15 protein-coding genes and 1 other RNA gene are annotated in these 19,738 nt (G+C 65.6%); 14 read left to right on the top strand and 2 right to left on the bottom strand.

Going from position 1 to position 19,738, the window contains the following annotated elements; translation table 11 throughout:
• Window positions 1–83: 83 nt before the first annotated feature.
• On the top strand, window positions 84–620 hold the full coding sequence (locus tag EYF70_RS23775) for a hypothetical protein (protein ID WP_131147603.1): 537 nt from the start codon (window positions 84–86) through the stop codon (window positions 618–620).
• 64 nt (window positions 621–684) lie between these two features.
• Here EYF70_RS23775 and EYF70_RS23770 read toward each other — a convergent pair whose 3' ends face one another.
• Window positions 685–2,385 (bottom strand): thiamine pyrophosphate-binding protein, encoded by a 1,701-nt coding sequence (locus EYF70_RS23770; RefSeq protein WP_131147602.1) that lies wholly within the window; start codon window positions 2,383–2,385, stop codon window positions 685–687.
• Window positions 2,386–2,515: 130 nt separating this feature from the next.
• Here EYF70_RS23770 and rnpB point away from each other — a divergent pair.
• Both rnpB and glpK read left to right on the top strand, forming a co-directional pair.
• An RNA gene (gene rnpB, locus EYF70_RS23765) (RNase P RNA component class A) lies at window positions 2,516–2,851 on the top strand.
• A 9-nt stretch (window positions 2,852–2,860) separates the two neighbouring features.
• Window positions 2,861–4,360, top strand: a complete 1,500-nt coding sequence (gene glpK, locus EYF70_RS23760) for a glycerol kinase GlpK (RefSeq protein WP_131147601.1) — start codon at window positions 2,861–2,863, stop codon at window positions 4,358–4,360.
• 76 nt (window positions 4,361–4,436) lie between these two features.
• Here the strand turns inward: glpK and EYF70_RS23755 are convergent, their stop codons facing one another.
• Window positions 4,437–5,780, bottom strand: coding sequence for a hypothetical protein (locus tag EYF70_RS23755; RefSeq protein ID WP_229420529.1), 1,344 nt, complete (start codon window positions 5,778–5,780; stop codon window positions 4,437–4,439).
• 1,052 nt (window positions 5,781–6,832) lie between these two features.
• Here EYF70_RS23755 and mraZ point away from each other — a divergent pair.
• From mraZ to murC, 11 genes are read left to right on the top strand one after another with little or no spacing between them, the layout of a single operon-like run.
• Window positions 6,833–7,261, top strand: coding sequence for a division/cell wall cluster transcriptional repressor MraZ (mraZ, locus tag EYF70_RS23750; RefSeq protein ID WP_131147600.1), 429 nt, complete (start codon window positions 6,833–6,835; stop codon window positions 7,259–7,261).
• A gap of 11 nt (window positions 7,262–7,272) precedes the next feature.
• Window positions 7,273–8,250 (top strand): 16S rRNA (cytosine(1402)-N(4))-methyltransferase RsmH, encoded by a 978-nt coding sequence (gene rsmH / locus EYF70_RS23745; RefSeq protein ID WP_131147599.1) that lies wholly within the window; start codon window positions 7,273–7,275, stop codon window positions 8,248–8,250.
• Window positions 8,247–8,519, top strand: a complete 273-nt coding sequence (gene ftsL, locus EYF70_RS23740; RefSeq protein ID WP_131147598.1) for a cell division protein FtsL — start codon at window positions 8,247–8,249, stop codon at window positions 8,517–8,519. The genes rsmH and ftsL overlap by 4 nt, the downstream gene beginning before the upstream one ends.
• Entirely contained in the window at window positions 8,516–10,294 is a 1,779-nt protein-coding gene (locus EYF70_RS23735) for a peptidoglycan D,D-transpeptidase FtsI family protein (RefSeq protein ID WP_131147597.1), read from the top strand. Before ftsL ends, EYF70_RS23735 begins: the two co-directional genes overlap by 4 nt.
• The gene (locus EYF70_RS23730) at window positions 10,294–11,859 is read left to right on the top strand and encodes a UDP-N-acetylmuramoyl-L-alanyl-D-glutamate--2,6-diaminopimelate ligase (protein WP_131147596.1); all 1,566 of its coding nucleotides are present in this window, start codon (window positions 10,294–10,296) and stop codon (window positions 11,857–11,859) included. The genes EYF70_RS23735 and EYF70_RS23730 overlap by 1 nt, the downstream gene beginning before the upstream one ends.
• Window positions 11,859–13,280 (top strand): UDP-N-acetylmuramoyl-tripeptide--D-alanyl-D-alanine ligase, encoded by a 1,422-nt coding sequence (locus EYF70_RS23725; RefSeq protein ID WP_131147595.1) that lies wholly within the window; start codon window positions 11,859–11,861, stop codon window positions 13,278–13,280. Before EYF70_RS23730 ends, EYF70_RS23725 begins: the two co-directional genes overlap by 1 nt.
• A gap of 2 nt (window positions 13,281–13,282) precedes the next feature.
• Window positions 13,283–14,452 carry a phospho-N-acetylmuramoyl-pentapeptide-transferase gene (mraY, locus tag EYF70_RS23720; protein WP_131147594.1) on the top strand — a complete coding sequence of 390 codons (1,170 nt, stop codon included), beginning with the start codon at window positions 13,283–13,285 and terminating at the stop codon, window positions 14,450–14,452.
• Window positions 14,453–14,490: 38 nt separating this feature from the next.
• Window positions 14,491–16,032, top strand: coding sequence for a UDP-N-acetylmuramoyl-L-alanine--D-glutamate ligase (murD, locus tag EYF70_RS23715; protein ID WP_131147593.1), 1,542 nt, complete (start codon window positions 14,491–14,493; stop codon window positions 16,030–16,032).
• On the top strand, window positions 16,032–17,243 hold the full coding sequence (gene ftsW, locus EYF70_RS23710) for a putative lipid II flippase FtsW (RefSeq protein ID WP_131147592.1): 1,212 nt from the start codon (window positions 16,032–16,034) through the stop codon (window positions 17,241–17,243). The genes murD and ftsW overlap by 1 nt, the downstream gene beginning before the upstream one ends.
• Complete coding sequence (gene murG, locus EYF70_RS23705) at window positions 17,240–18,319, top strand: undecaprenyldiphospho-muramoylpentapeptide beta-N-acetylglucosaminyltransferase (RefSeq protein ID WP_131147591.1); 1,080 nt, start codon at window positions 17,240–17,242, stop codon at window positions 18,317–18,319. Before ftsW ends, murG begins: the two co-directional genes overlap by 4 nt.
• A 15-nt stretch (window positions 18,320–18,334) precedes the next feature.
• On the top strand, window positions 18,335–19,723 hold the full coding sequence (murC, locus tag EYF70_RS23700; RefSeq protein WP_131147590.1) for a UDP-N-acetylmuramate--L-alanine ligase: 1,389 nt from the start codon (window positions 18,335–18,337) through the stop codon (window positions 19,721–19,723).
• The last annotated feature ends 15 nt before the right edge of the window (window positions 19,724–19,738 follow it).

Here is a 19,738-nt window from a genome sequence, read left to right as displayed (position 1 = left end):
CACCCTGCATGCAAACCGGCCCTCGCGGGCCGGTTTTTTTTCGTGCGTTAGAATGACGCCAGATTGACTTTGCCGGCCTGCCAATGAAAACAAACTCGAGCATCGCGATTGCACTGCTGCTGACCTGTACCGCCGCCATGGCCGCGCCGCAGGGTGTGAAAAAAACCGCAGCGGAGAAGGGGGGCTTGCCGCGCTACGGCATGGCCGTGTACTCGGACCTGTGCGTGCAGCCCGGCGGCGAATTCGGCGGCCAGCGCATCACGGTGCAGCGCTTTGCCGAGGTGGACACGGTGATCTACGAATACACGGCGGGCGGCCTGTCGTGGCCCGTGGTGGCGAACGACGTCAACATCGACCCGCGCGGCCGGATGATGTATTTCACGGTGCAGCCGCCGGACGAGCCGGAGCGCACGCTCAGCGGCAAGTTTTCAAACGACGGCAACACGCTGACGCTCGATGGCGGCTATTGCGCCGACGAGTCGCAACCGATGACGCTGCAGAAGGTGCGCGACTACGCGCAAAAGCCGAAGGCTTGCCGCGCCTGCCCGGCCGGCAAGAAGGCGCCGGCCGGTGACCCGGCGGCACCGAAGTGGGAAGCCGTGCCGCCGTCGCAGGGGTGACGCTCCGTGGGATGATTCTCCCTGGGGTGACACCGCCCTGGGGTATTGCTTCTTGAGATGACGCTTACTTTGCTTTTTCCTTCGCCGCGTTGGCGCGGATGGTGTCCAGCGTGGCGCCCGGCGTGATCAGGTTGCCGTCGTAGCGCAGCTCGATCACGGCGGGCAGGTTGTTCTCGCGCGTGAAGGAGAGCGCGCGCTGCAGCGCCGGCGCGAACTGCGCGGTGCGCTCGACGATTTCGCCCTGGCCCCCATACGCTTGCGCCAGCGCGGCGAAATCCGGATTTTCCAGGTCGGTCCCCGACACCCGGCCCGGGTATTCGCGCTCCTGGTGCATGCGGATCGTGCCGAACATGCGGTTGTTGAAGACGATGACGATCACCCCCGCCCCATACTGCACGGCCGTGGCCAGCTCCTGGCCGTTCATCATGAATTCGCCGTCGCCGGCAAACGTGATCACGGTCCGCTGCGGATCGATGACCTTCGCCGCCACACCGGCCGGCACGCTGTAGCCCATCGCGCCGCTGGTCGGCGCCAGCTGCGTGCGCATGCCGCCGTAGCGGTGGAAACGGTGTGCCCAGGTGGCGTAGTTGCCGGCGCCGTTCGTGATGATCGTGTCGTGCGGTGCCAGCGCGTCGATGTGCTGCACCACCTGCCACAGGTCCAGCGGCGCCTGGCCATCCTGGAAGATGGCGGGGCGCGCCTGCCATGCGCGCAGCTCTTCCTTTGCCTGCGTCACGCTGCCCGCCCAGGCCGGCGCCTCCACCGGCGCCATCGCCGCCAGCATCGCCGCGGCCTGCGGCATGCCGCTGGCGATCATCAACTCGGCCTGGTAGACGCTGCCCAGTTCCTCCATGCTGGCGTGGATGTGCACCAGCCGCTGGCGCGGCAGCGGCGCCTCGATGACGCTGTAGCCGCTGGTGGTCATTTCACCCAGGCGCGGGCCCAGCGCGATCAGCACGTCGGCATCCCTGACGCGCGCGGCGAGCTTCGGATTGATGCCGATGCCCACGTCGCCGATATAGTGGGGATGGTCGTTGTCCAGCAGGTCCTGGTAGCGGAAGGCGCACGCCACCGGCAGCTGGTTCGCTTCGGCGAAGCGGGCGATGTCGGCGCAGGCCTGGCCGGTCCAGCCGCTGCCGCCCAGCAGCAGTAGCGGGCGCCGCGCCCCGGCCAGCATGGCGCGCAGCGTATCGACCTGCGCCTGCGACGGGCTGGCCTGCACCGGCTGGTAGCGGCGGGTGTCGGCCACGGCGGCCTGCCTGACCAGCATGTCTTCCGGCAGGGCCAGCACCACGGGGCCCTGGCGCCCGCTGGTGGCCACCTGGAAGGCGCGCGCGAGGTACTCGGGAATGCGCTCGGCGCGGTCGATCTGCGCCACCCATTTCGCCATCTGGCCGTACATGCGGCGATAGTCCACTTCCTGGAACGCTTCGCGGTCGATGAAGTCGCCGCCCACCTGGCCGATGAACAGGATCATCGGCGTGGAATCCTGGTAGGCCGTGTGCACGCCGATCGATGCGTTGGTGGCGCCCGGCCCGCGCGTGACGAAGCAGATGCCCGGCTTGCCCGTCATCTTGCCGTAGGCGTCGGCCATGAACGCCGCGCCGCCTTCCTGGCGGTTGATCACGAAGCGGATGTCCGATTCGTGCAGCGCGTCGAGCACGTCCAGGTAGCTTTCGCCGGGCACGCCGAACGCGGTGTCGACACCGTGGATCTTCAATGCATCGACCAGGATCTGGCCGCCGGAACGGGATGGATGGGTCATGTGGGCCTCTTTGGATGATGCGGCATTCTAGAGCGCGGGTCGGCCGCGGGCTTTTGAAATGGCGACATCGATTTCCGTTTTGCGGCGAACGTGTTCTGGCCCCGGCGGGCGATCGGGTACAATAGCGCCCGAAGCAAGCCAGACAGCCGCTGGCCGGCGCAGCAATGCGTTGGCGGGAGGAAGGTCCGGACTCCACAGAGCGGGGTGACGGTTAACGGCCGTCCGCTGAAAGCCTTTCGGGGTATAAGGCGAGGAATAGGGCCACAGAGACGAGCGTATTAAGTTACGGTGAAACGCGGTAACCTCCACCTGGTGCAATTTCAAATAGGCACGCGATGATGTTGCTCGCGGAGCGTGCGGGTAGAAAGCTTGAGCGGCGGAGTAATCCGTCGCCTAGAGGAATGGCTGTCATAGCACCGGCTTGCCGGTGCCGTAACAGAATCCGGCCTATCGGCTTGCTTCACTTGATTCGGTCATGAAGAACTACATCCTCGCCCTCGACCAGGGCACCACCAGTTCGCGCGCCATCCTGTTCGACCACGAAGGCCGCATCGGCGGCTGCGCCGCGCAGGAATTCCCCCAGCATTTCCCCCGGCCCGGCTGGGTCGAGCACCACGCCGACGACATCTGGACCAGCCAGCTCGCCGTGGCGCGCCAGGTGCTGCGCGAAGCCAGCGTGCGCCCCGCCCAGGTGCGCGCGATCGGCATCGCCAACCAGCGCGAAACCACCGTGCTGTGGGAGCGTGAGACCGGGCGCCCGGTGGGACCCGCCATCGTATGGCAGGACCGCCGCACTGCCGACCAGTGCGACGCCATGCGCGCGGCCGGCAAGGCGGCATTGATCCGCGACCGCACCGGCCTGGAGCTGGACGCCTACTTCTCCGCCACCAAGCTGGCCTGGCTGCTCGACCATGTGCCCGATGCCCGTGCCCGCGCGGAGCGCGGCGAACTGTGCTTCGGCACCGTCGACAGCTGGCTCGTGTTCAACCTGTGCGGCGCCCACGTGACGGACGTCAGCAACGCCTCCCGCACGATGCTGTTCAACATCCACCTGATGCGCTGGGACGCCGACCTGCTGGCGCTGTTCGATATCCCCGAAGCGGTGCTGCCGGAAGTCGTGTCGTCCAGCGCGGAGATCGGCGCCACGCACGCCGACCTGTTCGGCAGCCCGATCCCCGTGGCCGGCATCGCCGGCGACCAGCAGGCCGCCACCTTCGGCCAGGCATGCCACGTGCCCGGCATGGTCAAGAATACCTATGGCACCGGCTGCTTCATGCTGATGCATGCCGGCGCCCGCCCGGCCGTGTCGCACGAGCGGCTGCTGTCCACGGTGGGCTGGCGCCTGCACAGCAGTGACGACATGCGCCCCTGCTACCTGCTGGAAGGCAGCGTGTTCATGGGCGGCGCCACCGTGCAATGGCTGCGCGACGGCCTGGGCATCATCCGCCAGTCGGGCGACGTGGAAGCGCTGGCCGCATCCGTGCCGGACAGCGGCGGCGTAATGCTCGTGCCGGCCTTCGTCGGCCTCGGCGCGCCGCACTGGGACCAGTACGCGCGCGGCACCATCGTCGGCCTCACGCGTGGCAGCACCGCCGCCCACATCGCCCGGGCCGCCGTGGAGGCGATCGCCTATCAAAGCGCGGAACTGCTGGCCGCCATGCAGCGCGATGCCGCCCAGCCGGTGCTGGAAGTGCGCGCCGATGGCGGCGCCGCCCGCAACGACCTGCTGATGCAATTCCAGGCCGACCTGCTCGGCGTGCCCGTGTTGCGCCCGCGCGTGACGGAAACCACCGCGCTCGGCGCGGCGTACCTGGCCGGCCTGGCGGTGCACTTCTGGTCGTCGATGGAGGAAATCGCCGCGCAGTGGCAATGCGAGCGGCGTTTCGAGCCGGCCATGCCGGAGGACCGCCGCGCCGCCTTGCTGGCGCGCTGGGGCAGGGCGGTGGAGCGCTCGCGCGGCTGGGAAGTGGATTGAACGTTGCCGGGGGGTTGGTCGATGTTCAGCCGCGAAAGAGCGTGCAGGCGGATGGCTCCTTCATGGGGCTCCCTCGTTACCGGGAATATCCCTGCGTATAAGGTCCGTGATCGTGGCGCAGCCCCCACCACATCAGGTGGGCGGTGTTTTCGCTGCGGGCACGAAACCAGGGTTTATCGTGATCGATTGGCCGCGCTTTCGCCGGTGGGATGACAACCACCGCGGTCGGCCTTGCCGGGTCGGACGTTCCCGCCACCAGTACGTTTGCGCCGATATGGTTGGCGTAGGCGATGCCCAGGGCGACATTCGTCAGCGCCGTGCCGGCACCCATCTCGCCCAGCAGGGCTGGCGTGTTGAAAGACTTCCCGACAAAATCGAACCCCGCGACTTCGTGGGAGACGGCGTTGGCGAGATTGACGATGCGTTCCGGTGAGCCGGCGGTGAGGTAGTTGGCGTCGTGGATGACGTAGCCGATGTCGGCAGCCCGCTTGCTCGCGTTATCAATGGCCTTCGCTATCGTGGCCTGCCACACGTGGCCGACCTGCGCTGGCGGGCCCGGCTTCCTTTCCAGGCCTTCAGTGTGGTGACTCGCCGGATAAGCTATCCAGGCGAGCGGGTCGCGGTCGGTCTTGAAGGTGGGCCCGGCCAGGACGAGCAACACCATGTTTTCGTTCAACTGCTCGTCCTTGGGGCGGCTTGGCGCGTCCCAATTCATGGCCCAGACGGTTTTGTCGGGATGCGCCTTGAGGTAGTCCAGTGCGGCGGACAAGGAAGTGAAACCCGCATTGGCCCCGCCGGTTGTTACGCGCACCTCCGGCGGAGTCGCTCGCGACCAGGCGGTGGGAAAGTTCTTGTTTCCGATACTGAAAGTACTGATGATTCGATCGCGAGTATAGTTGGCGGCCTCGACAGGATCCAGGTTTTGCGCCGGAAGCGCATATTCGATATGAATCCCGGCCAGCTCGCGCCAGGTGGTCCGGTCTTTCAATGAATGGGCATTATAAAAATACCGGGAGCTCGAGAAGTAGATGTCATGGAACGGTACGATGAGCTCATCTATATATCCGGCATGGTAAGCGCTGAATGTTTCCTTGCCGTCGTCCCCGAAGGCTATGGAGCCAATGACTTGCAGCGTCGTGTATTTCTTCGGGTTTCCCCTGACCTGGTCATCGTTGACATTAGGCCGCGCGAGACCGAGCGTCCACAGTAATTGCCATTCGGTTGAATAGTCGCGACGTTGCAACGGGCTCAGCCATTGCACACCCACCACCTGGGCCTTGAACTGCCTGGCTGCTTCAGCATCGCTTCCGGTCGTGTCCACAGGGGGTCGGGAGACTGGTGATGAAATGCCTGCACATCCGGCAAATGCGATCATCGACATAATGCTGAGCAGGGCAACAAGTCCCTGGGAACTTTTCATATGTCCTCCGTTGCGTTATTGAACAGCTGTGGATGCCCGGCCCAGCTTTGTCGTACGCCGGCACACGCCAACCGGACCAGCACGCCAGGTTGCCATCGACCGTCGCGGACCGGGACTGGTCGCGTAATGGCCCGCTTGTGCTGCTCGAGAGTCAGCAGCGAAGGCGTCGAAGGTACGGTCAGGCGCTCCCACACGCTGGGGATGAAGGTGGCGTCGGTTTGTCTCATTGATTTCCTCTCGGAAAGTCCAGAGAGGTGATTCTCTGATCCCGAGAAGAAATACGAATTGCGTCAACGCAACGGTTTGCATCGTTCGATCGAAAACGCCGCGACGCTCTTCAGACCGGGCGTCACGAACTTGTCTAATGGGCATGAGAAGAAGTACTCACTTCCCATATGGGGCGCATATTGCCCGGGAGCGCGAGATGACATTGCTTTCCTCATGAAAGCAGCGGAAAATGCGGCGCCCTGCCGCTGAGAACACCTTTAAGCATGCAAAGTTGTCTATACATGTTATTTCCACAAGGAATTTTCAGCAATTATTAATCCCTTGGAGTCATTGCATTATTAATAATTTGGCCCCGTGTTTCTGGTAGTACTTACTGCGCCGAAAACCCTGCCTGTATGCGGATACAGTGTCGGGAAACGGCGACAGCCAGGCGGCTTTTATGGCTGAGAAAACCGTTGTCGGGCCGCTACTCAGCCGTTGTTTCATGGCAACATTATATTTTTCTCAAATTTTGTTCTTTGCCACTCGGCAGCGATTCATGCTGCGCTGTAGATGAGGTAGCACATGCACTAAATAGCCTAGGTACCTGATTTGTCGACGTTTTCTGTGTTGAGACTGCTTGAACGATACGCGCTAAGTCCTTAATTTCATTAGTAAAAATCGACTTTTACCAATTGGAAATCGCTTGACCACTGTCGTGCCGACCTTTAAAGTGGGCACCTGTGTGAAAAAGTGCAGTTTTGTGGGATAGCGGGGCGGAAACGGCGCCACCCAAAACCAACAACAGATTTATCCAAACCAGGTTCTGAAGAGAAAGTACAGCCGTGTTCCAGGGCGCTTCCGCGATCACTCTCGATGCGAAAGGCAGGATGTCCATTCCCGCCAAGCATCGTGACGCACTGTCAATACAGTGCGAAGGTCGCCTCACGCTGACCAAGCACCCGGACGGCTGCCTGCTGATGTATCCGCGCCCCGTCTGGGAAGCCAAGCGCGACCAGATCGCCGCCTGGCCGATGTCGGCCCGTGGCTGGCAGCGCATCTTGCTGGGCAATGCCAGCGACGTGGAAATGGATGCTACCGGGCGCATTCTGGTGGCGCCGGAGCTGCGTGCCGCCGTCGGCCTGGGCCGCGAGGTGATCCTGTCCGGCATGCTGACGCACTTTGAAATCTGGGATCCGGCCAAACGCGCCGAAAACGAACAAGCCACGATCGACGTCGGCATGCCGGACACGCTGTCCGATTTCTCATTCTAAAGGCCCGCCACATGACGAACACAGCGGTGCCAGAATTCCAGCATCGTACGGTGCTGTTAGACGAAGCGGTCGATGCGCTGGCCATTGCCGGCGCGCGTGCCGACGGTATCTACGTCGACGGCACCTTCGGCCGCGGCGGTCACAGCCGCCTGTTGCTGTCACGCCTGGGCCCGAACGGGCGCCTGGTCGCGTTCGACAAGGATCCGCAGGCGATCGCCACCGCGCAAACCATCGAAGATCCGCGTTTTACCATCGTGCACGACAGTTTCGCCACGATGGCTTCCGCATTTGCCGAGCGCGGCATCGGCCAGGTCGACGGCGTGTTGCTCGACCTGGGTATTTCATCGCCACAGGTCGATGACGCCGCGCGCGGCTTTTCATTCCGCAATGACGGGCCGCTCGACATGCGGATGGACACGACACGCGGCATCTCCGCGGCCGAATGGCTGGCCACGGAATCGGAACAGACTCTTGAAAAGGTGATCAGGGATTATGGGGAAGAACGGTTTGCTTTTCAGATTGCAAAGGCGATTGTTGCTCGCCGGGCAGTCGAACCAATTTCAAGCACACGACAGCTTGCCGGCATCGTGGCAGGCGCGGTCAAAACCCGGGAGAAGGGCAAGGATCCGGCCACAAGGACCTTTCAGGCTATCCGGATTTACATCAATCAAGAGCTTGAGGACCTCCAGGCAGGATTGAAGCAGGCCTACGACGCGCTGGCATCGGGCGGCATCATGGCCGTCATCAGCTTCCATTCGCTGGAAGACCGCATCGTCAAGCGTTTCCTTGCCGAGCGCGCCAATGTGCCGCAGCCGGACCGCCGGCTGCCGATCCGCGCCGCCGACCTGCCGCAGCCGGAAGTGAAGCTGCTCGCCAAGATCAAGCCATCGGCGCGCGAAGTGGACGAGAACCCGCGCGCCCGCTCGGCGGTGATGCGGGTCGCAGTTCGCTTACCTGTGCGTCTCCCTGAACAAAAGAGGCCGGCATGAGCGGCAAGCTCGCCGCCGTCCTGGCCGCGCTGCTGGTGGGCTGCGCGCTGTCGCTCGTTAACGCGCAATACCAGGCGCGCCATCTGTTCATCGAGCTGGAACGCGCGCAGGCCAAGGCGCGCCAGCTCGACATCGAATGGGCGCAGCTGCAGCTGGACCAGTCCACGCTGGGCAAGCACGCCCGCATCGAGGAAATCGCGCACGGCGACCTGGGCATGACCCAGTTGACGCCCGCGCGCACGCAATACCTGACGGAGGGCGAGGAATGAGCCGTCCCAACGCCGCAAGCTCCCGCGTGGCCGCCTCGAAAGGCGTGTCGTTCTCCAAGAGCCCCGTGCTGGCGGTGCGCCTGCCCACCTGGCGCTCGCGCGTGGTGCTGTTCGTGCTGTTCGCCGCGTTCGCCGCGCTGGCGGTGCGCGCGCTGTGGCTGCAGGGCCTGTCCACCCAGTTCCTGCAGAAGCAGGGCGAGATCCGCTACGCGCGCACGATCGAACTGCCGGCCACGCGCGGCAAGATCATGGACCGCAATGGCCAGGTGCTGGCATCGTCGGTGCCCGTCAAGGCCATCTGGGCAATCCCGGACGACGTGCTGCTGGCGCCGCCGGAAAAGATCCGCGCGCTGGCCAGCCTGCTCGACATGAGCGAGGCCGAGTTGCGCAAGAAGCTCGATTCGGACCGCAACTTTGTTTACCTGAAGCGGCAGGTCGAGCAGGACGTGGCCGACCGGATCGCCAAGCTGAAGATCGACGGCATCGACACGCGCAAGGAATACAAGCGCTTCTACCCGCAAGGTGAAGTGATGACCCACGTGGTGGGCTTCACCAACGTGGAAGACGTGGGCCAGGAATCGATGGAGCTGGCGCACCAGAAAACGCTGGTGGGCCAGCCCGGCACGCGCCGCGTGATCAAGGACCGCCTGGGCCACATCGTCGAGGATATCGGCGCCAAGCACGAACCGCACGACGGCAAGGACCTGGTGCTGTCGGTCGATTCGAAGATCCAGTACATCGCCTTCACGCAGCTGAAGGCGGCTGTCGAGAAATTCGCCGCCAAGGCCGGCGCTGCCGTGGTGCTGGACGTGCACACCGGCGAAGTGCTGGCGCTGGCGAACTATCCCAGCTACGACCCGAACGACCGCCGCAAGCTGACCGGCGCGCAGTTGCGCAACCGCGTGATGACGGACTCGTTCGAACCGGGTTCCACGCTGAAGGCGATCACCGTGGCGCTGGCGCTGGACAAGGGCGTGGTCACGCCGTACACCAGCATCGACACCGGCAACGGCCGCCTCACCATCAAGGACCGCACCATCAGCGATACCAAGCCGCACCACGTGATCAGCGTGCAGCAGGTGATGGAGATGTCGTCCAACATCGGTACCTCGAAGATCGCGCTGTCGATGCCACCGCAGGATATGTGGGAAATGTTCACCAAGGTCGGCTTCGGCCAGCAGCCGAAGTGGGGTTTCCCCGGCGCCGTTGCCGGCCGCGTGCGTCCCTACAAGAACTGGCGGCCGATCGAGCAGGCCACGATGAGCTACGGGAACGGCATCTCGGTGTCGCTGATCCAGCTGGCCCGCTCGTACCTGATGTTCGCCCGCGATGGCGACCTGATTCCGCTCACCTTCCAGAAAAGCCACGACCTGCCGCAGGGCCAGCAGATCATCAAGCCGCAGACGGCGCGCCAGATGCGCGAGATGCTCGAGATGGTCGTCACCGGCAAGGACGGCACGGCCAAGCAGGCCCAGATCCCCGGCTACCGCGTGGGCGGCAAGACAGGCACCGCCTACAAGGTGGAAAACGGCCGCTACCCGATTCCGCGCAAGTACATCGGCTCCTTCGTGGGCATCGTGCCGCTGTCGGCGCCGCGCTTCGTGATCGCCGTGATGATCGACGAGCCGACCCAGGGCGGCCGTTTCGGCGGCCAGGTGGCGGCGCCGACGTTTGCCAAGGTCGCGGAAAACGCGCTGCGCGCCATGAACGTGCCTCCCGATTCCACCGTGACGGAAATCGTGGCTCCGGCGAGCAACGAAGGGGAGGCCATGTAATGACGAACATGAATAACAACGACGACATCCAACAGATCGGCGACTGGATCAGGCAGGCCGCACCAGACGGCCAGCTGACCTCCGACTCGCGCCGCATCGCACCGGGCGACGTATTCTTCGCCTATCCGAACAACAGCGCCGGCGATGCCGGCGACGGCCGTACCTATATAGGACGGGCCATCGAACAGGGCGCCGCGGCCGTGCTGTACGACCCGGCCGGATTCGCCTGGAACCCGGAATGGCGCGTGGCCAGCCTGCCGGTGGCGGACCTGAAACTGCGCGCCGGTCCGATCGCGCATGCCGTGTACGGCATGCCGGACGCCGGCATGTTCACCGTCGGCATCACCGGCACCAATGGCAAGACCTCGTCGGCCGTGTGGCTGGGCCATGCGCTCTCGCGCGCCGGCGAAACCGCCGCCGTCATCGGCACGCTGGGTGTCGGCCTGTTCCACGGCCAGGGCAATGGCCGCGGCGAAGCCGAATTCGCGGCCACCGGCTACACCACGCCGGACCAGGTACTGCTGGCCCGCACGCTGGACGAGTGCCGCGCCGCCGGCGCCCGCGCGCTGGCCATCGAGGTGTCGTCGATCGGCCTCGAACAGGGCCGCGTGGCGGGCATGCATTTCGACGTGGCGCTGTTCACCAACCTGACGCGCGACCACCTGGATTTCCACGGCTCGATGGAAGCCTATGAAGCGGCCAAGCAGAAGCTGTTCGCCTGGCCCGGCCTGAAGACCGCCGTCATCAACCTGGACGATCCGGCCGGCGTGCGCATGGCGTCGCAGGTGAAGGATGCCCAGGTGATCGGCTATACGCTCAAGGGCGAAGCCGAGATGGCTGCACTGCCTGCGCAGTTGGCCGGGATTGCCGTGCTGCGCGCCAGCCAGGTCAGGAGCCGCAGCGCCGGCACCGAGTTCCACCTCGAGTCGCCTTATGGCGCCGCGCAAGTGAAGACCCGGCTGGTGGGCGCGTTCAACGTCAGCAACGCGCTCGGCGTGCTGGGCGCGCTGCTGGCGAAGGGCCTGCCGCTGCGCGCTGCCGTCGAGGCGATCGAGGCATTGACGCCGGCGCCGGGCCGCATGCAGCTGGTCGGCGGCAACGATGCGCCGATGGTCGTCATCGACTACGCGCACACGCCCGACGCGCTGGAAAAAACCCTGGAAGCGCTGCGTCCCGTGGCGGCGGACCGCGGCGGCCAGCTGTGGTGCGTGTTCGGCTGCGGCGGCGACCGCGACCCGGGCAAGCGCCCGCAGATGGGCCGCATCGCGCAGGCGGCGGACCATGTGCTGGTCACCAGCGATAACCCGCGCAGCGAAGATCCGCACGCGATCATCGCGCAGATCGTGGCCGGCATGGATGCCACCCGTCCCGCGCAGGCCATCGAGGACCGCGCGGCCGCGATCCTTTCCGCCGTCAAGCACGCGGCCAGGAACGACGTGATCCTGGTGGCCGGCAAGGGCCATGAACCCTACCAGGAAATCAAGGGCAAGAAACTGCCGTTCTCCGATGCCGAGCATGCCCAGCTGGCACTGACCGCCCGACTGACGATGATGAGGACGAACTGATGCGCGCCACGCTGGACCAGATCCTGGCTGCGCTGGATGGCGCGCGCCTCGTTGGCGAAGCCTCCACGGGCACGGCCTTCGATGGCGTGTCGACCGACAGCCGCACCGTGGCGCCGGGCGCCCTGTTCGTCGCGCTGCGCGGCGAGAACTTCGATGCGCACGACTTCCTGACGCAAGTGGCGCAGAAAGCGGCCGCCGTCGTGGTTGAACGGCTGCCCGATGGCTGGACCGCGCCGGAGGCGCTGCCCGTCATCCTCGTGCGGGACACGCTGGCCGCGCTTGGCCAGATCGGCCGCTGGTGGCGCAGCCAGTTCGACCTGCCCGTGATCGGTGTCACCGGCAGCAACGGCAAGACGACGGTCAAGGAAATGATCGCCGCCATCCTGGCCGCCGCCCATGGCGAGGAAGACCGGCTGGCGACGCGCGGAAACCTCAACAACGAGATCGGCGTGCCGCTCACGCTGTTCCGCCTGGCGCCGCACCATTCCTCCGCCGTGATCGAACTGGGCATGAACCACCCGGGCGAGATCGGCCGGCTGGCCCGCATCGCCATGCCGACCATCGCCCTGGTGAACAATGCCCAGCGCGAGCACCAGGAATTCATGCACACGGTGGAAGCCGTGGCGCGCGAGAACGGTTCCGTGCTGGCCGCCCTGCCAGGCGACGGTACGGCGGTGTTCCCGTCGCACGACGAATTCACGCCCATCTGGCGCGAGCTCGCCGGCAGCCGCCGCACGATCACCTTCGGCCTGACCAAGGAGGCCGATGTGAGCTGCACGTTCCGCCCGGCCGATTTCGGCAACCAGATGTTCGTGTCGATCCGCTGCAGCGATGGTGAACTGGTCCAGTTCTATGTCGCCCTGCAGGCAGCCGGCGAGCACAACGTGCGCAACGCGCTGGCCGCCATCGCCTGCACGGCGGCAGCCGGCATTTCGTTCGACCGCGTCAAGGCGGGGCTGGACACCTTCGCGCCGGTCAGTGGCCGGCTGCAGCGCAAGCAGGCCGCCAAGGGCGCCGTCGTCATCGACGATACGTACAACGCGAACCCGGATTCGGTGCGCGCTGCGATCGACGTGCTGGCGGGCAGCCCGGCGCCGCGCGTGCTGGTGCTGGGCGACATGGGCGAAGTGGGCACCAAGGGGAAGGAATTCCACGAAGAGATCGCCGCCTACGCGGCACAGAAGGGCATCGAACAGGTGCTCGTGACGGGAACGCTGGCCCGGCACATGCAGGATGCAGGTGCGGGTTCAGGTTCGACGAATGTCCGTCATTTCGAACAGTTCGACGCATTGCTCGCGGCAGTCGACGCGGCAGTGACGCCGGACACCACGGTGTTGATCAAGGGCTCCCGTTTCATGAAGATGGAGCGGGTCGTGCAGCATTTGATTGGATCGCAACAAGCTAACAAGGAAACCCACTGATCATGCTGCTTTGGCTCGCACAGTACCTGCAGGACGATATCGGCGCCTTCCGCGTCTTTAACTTCATTACTTTCCGCGCCGTGTTCGCCACGATCACGGCGCTGGTGATCGGCCTCGTCGCCGGCCCCGCCGTCATCCGCAAGCTCACCGCCATGAAGTATGGCCAGGCCGTGCGCACCGACGGTCCGCAGACGCACCTGAAAAAACATGGCACGCCGACGATGGGCGGTGTGCTGATCCTGATCGCGATCGGCGTTTCCACCCTGCTGTGGTGCGACTGGTCGAACCGGCTGATCTGGCCGGTGATCGTGGTCACGCTGGGCTTCGGCGCCGTGGGCTGGGTGGACGACTACAGGAAAGTCGTAAGGCAAGACCCGGAAGGCATGCGCTCGGCCGAAAAATATTTCTGGCAATCGCTGGTGGGCGTGGCCGCCGCGCTGTACCTGGCATTCTCCGTGTCGGCGCCCACGCCGGCCGAAGTGTTCAAGCTGTTCTTCCAGTGGGTGCAGTCGGGCTTCTCGATGGACCTGCCGCCGAAGGCCGACCTGATCGTGCCGTTCTTCAAGACCATCAGCTATCCGCTGGGCGTGTGGGGCTTCATCGCGCTGACCTATTGCGTGATCGTGGGTTCGTCGAACGCCGTCAACTTCACCGATGGCCTGGATGGTCTGGCCATCATGCCGACCGTGATGGTCGGTTCCGCCCTGGGCCTGTTCGCCTACCTCACCGGCAGCGCCACCTATTCGAAATACCTGTTCATCCCGCACATCCCCGGCGCGGGCGAGTTGATCATCTTCGTCGGCGCGATGGCCGGCGCCGGCCTGGCCTTCCTCTGGTATAACACGCACCCCGCGCAAGTGTTCATGGGCGACGTCGGCGCACTGGCGCTGGGCGGCGCGCTGGGCACCATCGCCGTCATCGTGCGCCAGGAAATCGTGCTGTTCATTATGGGCGGCATCTTCGTCGCCGAAACGGTCTCCGTGATCATCCAGGTGGGCTGGTTCAAGTACACGAAAAAGCGTTATGGACAGGGCCGCCGGGTATTCCTGATGGCGCCGCTGCACCACCATTTCGAGCAGAAGGGCTGGAAGGAAACCCAGGTCGTGGTGCGCTTCTGGATCGTCACGATGATGCTGGTGCTGGTGGGCCTTTCCACGCTCAAGCTGCGGTAATCAACGGTAATCAATGGCAGGAAGAACGGTAGAACACGATGATCTATAACGGCAAAATCGCGCTGGTGCTGGGCCTTGGCGAATCGGGCCTGGCCATGGCGCAGTGGCTCGCCCGCTGCGGCGCGCTGCTGCGCGTGGCCGATACGCGCGCCGTGCCGGATCGCCTGCCGGCGCTGCGCGAAGCGGTGCCGGGCACGCAGTTCATCGCCGGCCCGTTCAACGCCGCGCTGCTCGACGGCGTGGACTTCGTCGCCGTCAGCCCCGGGCTGGCGCCGAACCGCGAGCTGGCCGGCCTGCTGCCGGCCGCGCAGGAAAAGAACATCCCGGTCTGGGGCGAGATCGAACTCTTCGCCCAGGCGCTGGCCTGGCTGAAGACCGAGCGCGCCTATGCGCCGAAGGTCATCGCGATCACCGGCACCAACGGCAAGACCACCGTCACCACGATCACCGGCCAGCTGTGCGAGCGCGCCGGCCTGTCGGTGAAAGTGGCCGGCAACATCAGCCCGGCCGCACTGGACGTGCTGCGCGAGGCGATGGATGCCGCGCCGGCGGACGCCGGGCCGACGGATGCAGAGCCGATGGCTGCACTGCCGCAGGCCTGGGTGCTGGAACTGTCCAGCTTCCAGCTGCACACCACGTATTCGCTGCAGGCCGATGCCGCCACGGTACTGAACCTGACCCAGGATCACCTGGACTGGCACGGCAGCATGGAAGCCTATGCGGCCGACAAGGCGCGCATCTTCGGCGCGCAGACCGTGCGCGTGCTCAATCGCGACGATGCCTGGACGATGCGCATGGCCAATCCGCTCGGCGGCAATGCCACCTTCGGCACTGACGCGCCGGGCACGCCGGACAGCTTCGGCCTCGTCAACGAACGGGGCGTGTGGTGGCTGGCGGCGGCCGAGCCGCTCGACGATGCCGAACCGGCGAAGAAACGCCGCAAGAACGAGCCGGCGCCCGCCATCGAGACTGGCGTGAAGAAGCTGATGCCGGCCGACGCGCTGCAGATCCGCGGCACGCACAACGCGACCAACGCGCTGGCCGCGCTGGCGCTGTGCCGCGCGATCGGCCTGCCGTTCGCACCGCTGCTGCACGGCCTGCGCGACTACAAGGGCCAGCCGCACCGCGTGGAACTGGTCGCGGCGATCAACGGCGTCGAGTTCTACGACGACAGCAAGGGCACCAACGTGGGCGCCACCGTGGCCGCCATCGATGGCCTGGGCAAGAGCTTCGGCGGCGACAGCCAGCGCATCGTGCTGGTCGCCGGCGGCGACGGCAAGGGCCAGGAATTCGATCCGCTGGCCGGACCGGTGTCGCGCTACGTGCGCGCCGTGGTGCTGATCGGCCGCGATGCGCCGGGCATCCGCGCCGCGCTGGCCGGCAGCGGCGTGCCGCTGCACGATTTCGCCACGCTGGAAGAGGCGACCATGGCCGCCGCGCGCATGGCGCTCAGCGGTGATGCCGTGCTGCTGTCGCCCGCCTGCGCCAGCCTGGACATGTTCAAGAACTACGCGCACCGCGCCCAGGTGTTCATCGACACCGTGCGCGAGATCGCGCTCGATGCGGGACAGGAGATCTGATGGCCTTCCAGCTGCCATTCAAGTTCTCCGGAGGCGGATCGGTCACGCCGATCGATATCCGCGCGCGCCAGTCGCGCATGATGGAGTACGACAAGCCGCTGCTGTGGGTGATCATCCTGCTGCTGCTGCTCGGCATGGTCATGGTGTATTCCGCGTCGATCGCGCTGCCCGATTCGCCGAAGTACGCGGCGTACAAGAACTCGTACTTCCTGACGCGCCAGGCCACCTTCATCGCCATCTCCGGCATGGTGGCGCTGGTGGCGTTCCGCATTCCGATCGCCACCTGGCAGCGCTGGGCACCCTACCTGTTCCTCGGCACCATGTTCCTGTTGCTGCTGGTGCTGATCCCCGGCGTGGGCGTGGTGGTCAACGGCGGCCGGCGCTGGCTGTCCCTGAAGATCTACAACCTGCAGCCTTCCGAGCTGATGAAGCTGTTCATCGTGCTGTACGCGGCCGACTACACGGTGCGCAAGCAGGAATACATGCACAAGCTGACCAAGGGTTTCCTGCCGATGGCCCTGGCGGTCAGCGTGGTCGGCCTGCTGCTGCTGCTCGAACCCGACCTGGGCGCGTTCGGCGTGATCGTCTGCATCGCGATGGGCATCCTGTTCCTGGGCGGCGTGAACGCGGTCTGGTTCGGCGGCATCGCCGGCATGCTGGTGACGGTGTTCGTATCGATCATCGCGCTGTCGAAATTCCGGCGCGAGCGCTTCTTCGCCTACCTGAACCCGTGGGACGAAGCCAATGCGCTGGACAAGGGCTACCAGCTGACCCACTCGCTGATCGCTTTCGGCCGCGGCGAGATCTTCGGCGTGGGCCTGGGCGGCAGCGTGGAGAAGCTGCATTACCTGCCGGAGGCGCATACCGACTTCCTGCTGGCCGTGATCGGCGAGGAACTGGGCCTGATCGGCGTGCTCGCTGTCATCGGAATGTTCTACTGGATCGTTAAACGCGCTTTCGAGATCGGCCGCCAGGCGATCGCCATCGACCAGACCTTCGCGGGCCTGGTCGCCAAGGGCATCGGCATCTGGATCGGCATTCAGACATTCATCAATATGGGCGTGAACCTCGGGCTGCTGCCCACCAAGGGATTGACCTTGCCGCTGATGAGCTACGGCGGCACGGGCGTGCTCGTGAACTGCCTCGGCCTGGCGATCCTGCTGCGGATCGACTACGAGAACCGCGTGCTGATGCGGGGCGGGCGAACATGAGCACACCTGTGAAGAAGCTCGTGATCATGGCGGCCGGCACCGGCGGCCATATCTTCCCCGGCCTGGCGATCGCCCAGACGATGCGCGCGCGCGGCTGGGAAGTGAGCTGGCTCGGCACGTCGCACGGCATGGAGGGCGACCTGGTGCCGAAGGCCGGCGTGGCGATGGACGTCATCCACTTTTCCGGCATGCGCGGCAAGGGGCTGGGCCATACGCTGTCGGGCGCGGTGAAGATGCTGAAGGCATTCTGGGATTGCTACGGCATCATCGGCCGCCGCAAGCCCGCCGTGGTGCTGGGCATGGGCGGTTACGTGACCGTGCCGGGCGGGATGATGACGAAGCTGCGCAATGTGCCGCTGGTGCTCGTCAACGCCGATGCGGCGCTGCTGCTGTCGAACAAGACGCTGGCGCCGGTGGCGTCGAAGGTGTGCTTCGGCTTCCCGGCCGACTTCGGCCGCGCGGCGGGCAAGGCGGTCGTCACCGGCAACCCGGTGCGCAGGGAAATCCTCGACCTGCCGGCGCCCGCGCAGCGCTTCGCCGGCCGCGAGGGCGCCTTGCGCATCCTGGTGGTCGGCGGCAGCCTCGGGGCCAGGGCGCTCAACGATGCGCTGCCGGCCGCGCTGGCCCTGCTGCCGGAAGGCGAACGCCCGCTGGTCACCCACCAGTCGGGCAAGAAGAACATCGATGCGCTGCGCGCCGGCTATGCGCAGGCGGGCGTGCAGGCCACCGTGGTCGACTTCATCGACGACATGGCCAGCGCCTATGCGCAGGCCGACGTGGTGATCTGCCGCGCCGGCGCCATCACCGTGTCCGAGCTGACGGCGGCCGGCGTGGCCAGCGTGCTGGTGCCGCTGGTGGCGTCGACCACCAGCCACCAGCGCGACAACGCCCGCTGGATGGCGCAACAGAACGCGGCGATCCACATGCCGCAGACCGAACTGACCGCGCAGGGCCTGGCAACCCTGCTGCAGACGCTGACGCGCAACGCCTGCCGCGGCATGGCCGAAGCGGCGCACGCGGTCGGCAAGCGCGACGCGAACGACGCGATCGCAAACGTACTCGAACAACTGGCATAAGACGACACAGACACCATGCAACACAAGGTCAAGAACATTCACTTCGTCGGCATCGGCGGCAGCGGCATGAGCGGCATCGCCGAGGTGCTGGTCACGCTCGGCTACAACGTCAGCGGCTCGGACCTGGGCAGCAACGCCGTCACCCAGCGCCTGGCCGACATGGGTGCCAAGGTGTTCCAGGGTCACGCGGCCGAGTACATCGGCGCCGCAGACGCGGTCGTCACGTCCACCGCCGTGGCGGCGGATAACCCGGAAGTGGTCGCGGCCCGCGCGAAGAAAATCCCGATCGTGCCGCGCGCCGTGATGCTGGGCGAACTGATGCGCCTGAAACGGGGCATCGCCATCGCCGGCACGCACGGCAAGACCACGACCACGTCGCTGGTCGCTTCGGTGCTGTACCAGGGCGGCCTGGACCCCACGTTCGTGATCGGCGGCCGGCTCACGGCGGCCGGTGCCAACGCCAAGCTGGGTTCCGGCGAATACCTGGTGGCCGAGGCGGACGAATCGGATGCGTCGTTCCTGAACCTGGCGCCGATGATCGAGGTGATCACGAACATCGACGCCGACCACATGGAGACGTACGAGCACGATTTCGAGAAGCTCAAGCAGGCTTTCGTGCACTTCACGCACCGCCTGCCGTTCTATGGCCGCGCGATGATGTGCATCGATGATGCGCACGTGCGCAGCATCCTGCCGCAAGTAACGAAACCGGTGACCACGTACGGCTTCGCCGAGGATGCCGAAGTGCGCGCCGTGAACGCCCGCGCGGTCGGCACGCAGATGCATTTCACGGTGTTGCAGGAAGGCTTCCCGGATCTCGATATCGTGCTGAACCAGCCCGGCCTGCACAACGTGCAGAACGCCTGCTCGGCCGTGGCCATCGCCCGCGAGATCGGCATCGACGACAGCGCCACGCAGGCCGGCCTGGCCGGTTTCGCCGGCGTGGGCCGCCGCTTCACGAAGTACGGCGAGGTCGCGATTCCGGGCGGCGGTACCTTCACCCTGGTCGACGATTTCGGCCACCACCCCGTGGAAACGGAAGTCACGCTGGCCGCCGCGCGCGCCGCGTACCCGGGCCGCCGCCTGGTACTGGTGTTCCAGCCGCACCGCTACACCCGCACGCGCGACCTGTTCGAGGACTTCGCCCGCGTGCTGTCGGTAGTGGACCTGCTGGTGCTGGTCGAAGTCTACCCGGCCGGCGAAGCGCCGATCGTGGGCGCCGACGGCCGCTCGCTGGTGCGCGCGATCCGCGCGCGTGGCAAGACCGAGCCGGTGTTCGTCGAAACCATCGCCGAGGTACCGGAAACCATCATGGGACTGGTGCGGGACGGCGACGTGGTCCTGACGATGGGCGCCGGTGCGATCAGCGGCGTGCCGGGAAAACTGGTGAACTACAAAGATTGAACGCAATGTTGAACA

This window comes from Pseudoduganella albidiflava (assembly GCF_004322755.1).
In the GTDB taxonomy this organism is placed as follows: domain Bacteria; phylum Pseudomonadota; class Gammaproteobacteria; order Burkholderiales; family Burkholderiaceae_D; genus Rugamonas; species Rugamonas albidiflava.
This window is presented reverse-complemented; position numbering and strand designations above follow the sequence as displayed.

Excerpts from the sequence above, each read along its gene's own strand:
- EYF70_RS23775 (WP_131147603.1), top strand. The coding sequence starts at position 84 with ATGAAAACAAACTCGAGCATCGCGATTGCACTGCTGCTGACCTGTACC.
- EYF70_RS23770 (WP_131147602.1), bottom strand. The coding sequence starts at position 2,385 with ATGACCCATCCATCCCGTTCCGGCGGCCAGATCCTGGTCGATGCATTG.
- glpK (WP_131147601.1), top strand. The coding sequence starts at position 2,861 with ATGAAGAACTACATCCTCGCCCTCGACCAGGGCACCACCAGTTCGCGC.
- EYF70_RS23755 (WP_229420529.1), bottom strand. The coding sequence starts at position 5,780 with ATGAAAAGTTCCCAGGGACTTGTTGCCCTGCTCAGCATTATGTCGATG.
- rsmH (WP_131147599.1), top strand. The coding sequence starts at position 7,273 with ATGACGAACACAGCGGTGCCAGAATTCCAGCATCGTACGGTGCTGTTA.
- ftsL (WP_131147598.1), top strand. The coding sequence starts at position 8,247 with ATGAGCGGCAAGCTCGCCGCCGTCCTGGCCGCGCTGCTGGTGGGCTGC.
- EYF70_RS23735 (WP_131147597.1), top strand. The coding sequence starts at position 8,516 with ATGAGCCGTCCCAACGCCGCAAGCTCCCGCGTGGCCGCCTCGAAAGGC.
- EYF70_RS23730 (WP_131147596.1), top strand. The coding sequence starts at position 10,294 with ATGACGAACATGAATAACAACGACGACATCCAACAGATCGGCGACTGG.
- EYF70_RS23725 (WP_131147595.1), top strand. The coding sequence starts at position 11,859 with ATGCGCGCCACGCTGGACCAGATCCTGGCTGCGCTGGATGGCGCGCGC.
- mraY (WP_131147594.1), top strand. The coding sequence starts at position 13,283 with ATGCTGCTTTGGCTCGCACAGTACCTGCAGGACGATATCGGCGCCTTC.
- murD (WP_131147593.1), top strand. The coding sequence starts at position 14,491 with ATGATCTATAACGGCAAAATCGCGCTGGTGCTGGGCCTTGGCGAATCG.
- ftsW (WP_131147592.1), top strand. The coding sequence starts at position 16,032 with ATGGCCTTCCAGCTGCCATTCAAGTTCTCCGGAGGCGGATCGGTCACG.
- murG (WP_131147591.1), top strand. The coding sequence starts at position 17,240 with ATGAGCACACCTGTGAAGAAGCTCGTGATCATGGCGGCCGGCACCGGC.
- murC (WP_131147590.1), top strand. The coding sequence starts at position 18,335 with ATGCAACACAAGGTCAAGAACATTCACTTCGTCGGCATCGGCGGCAGC.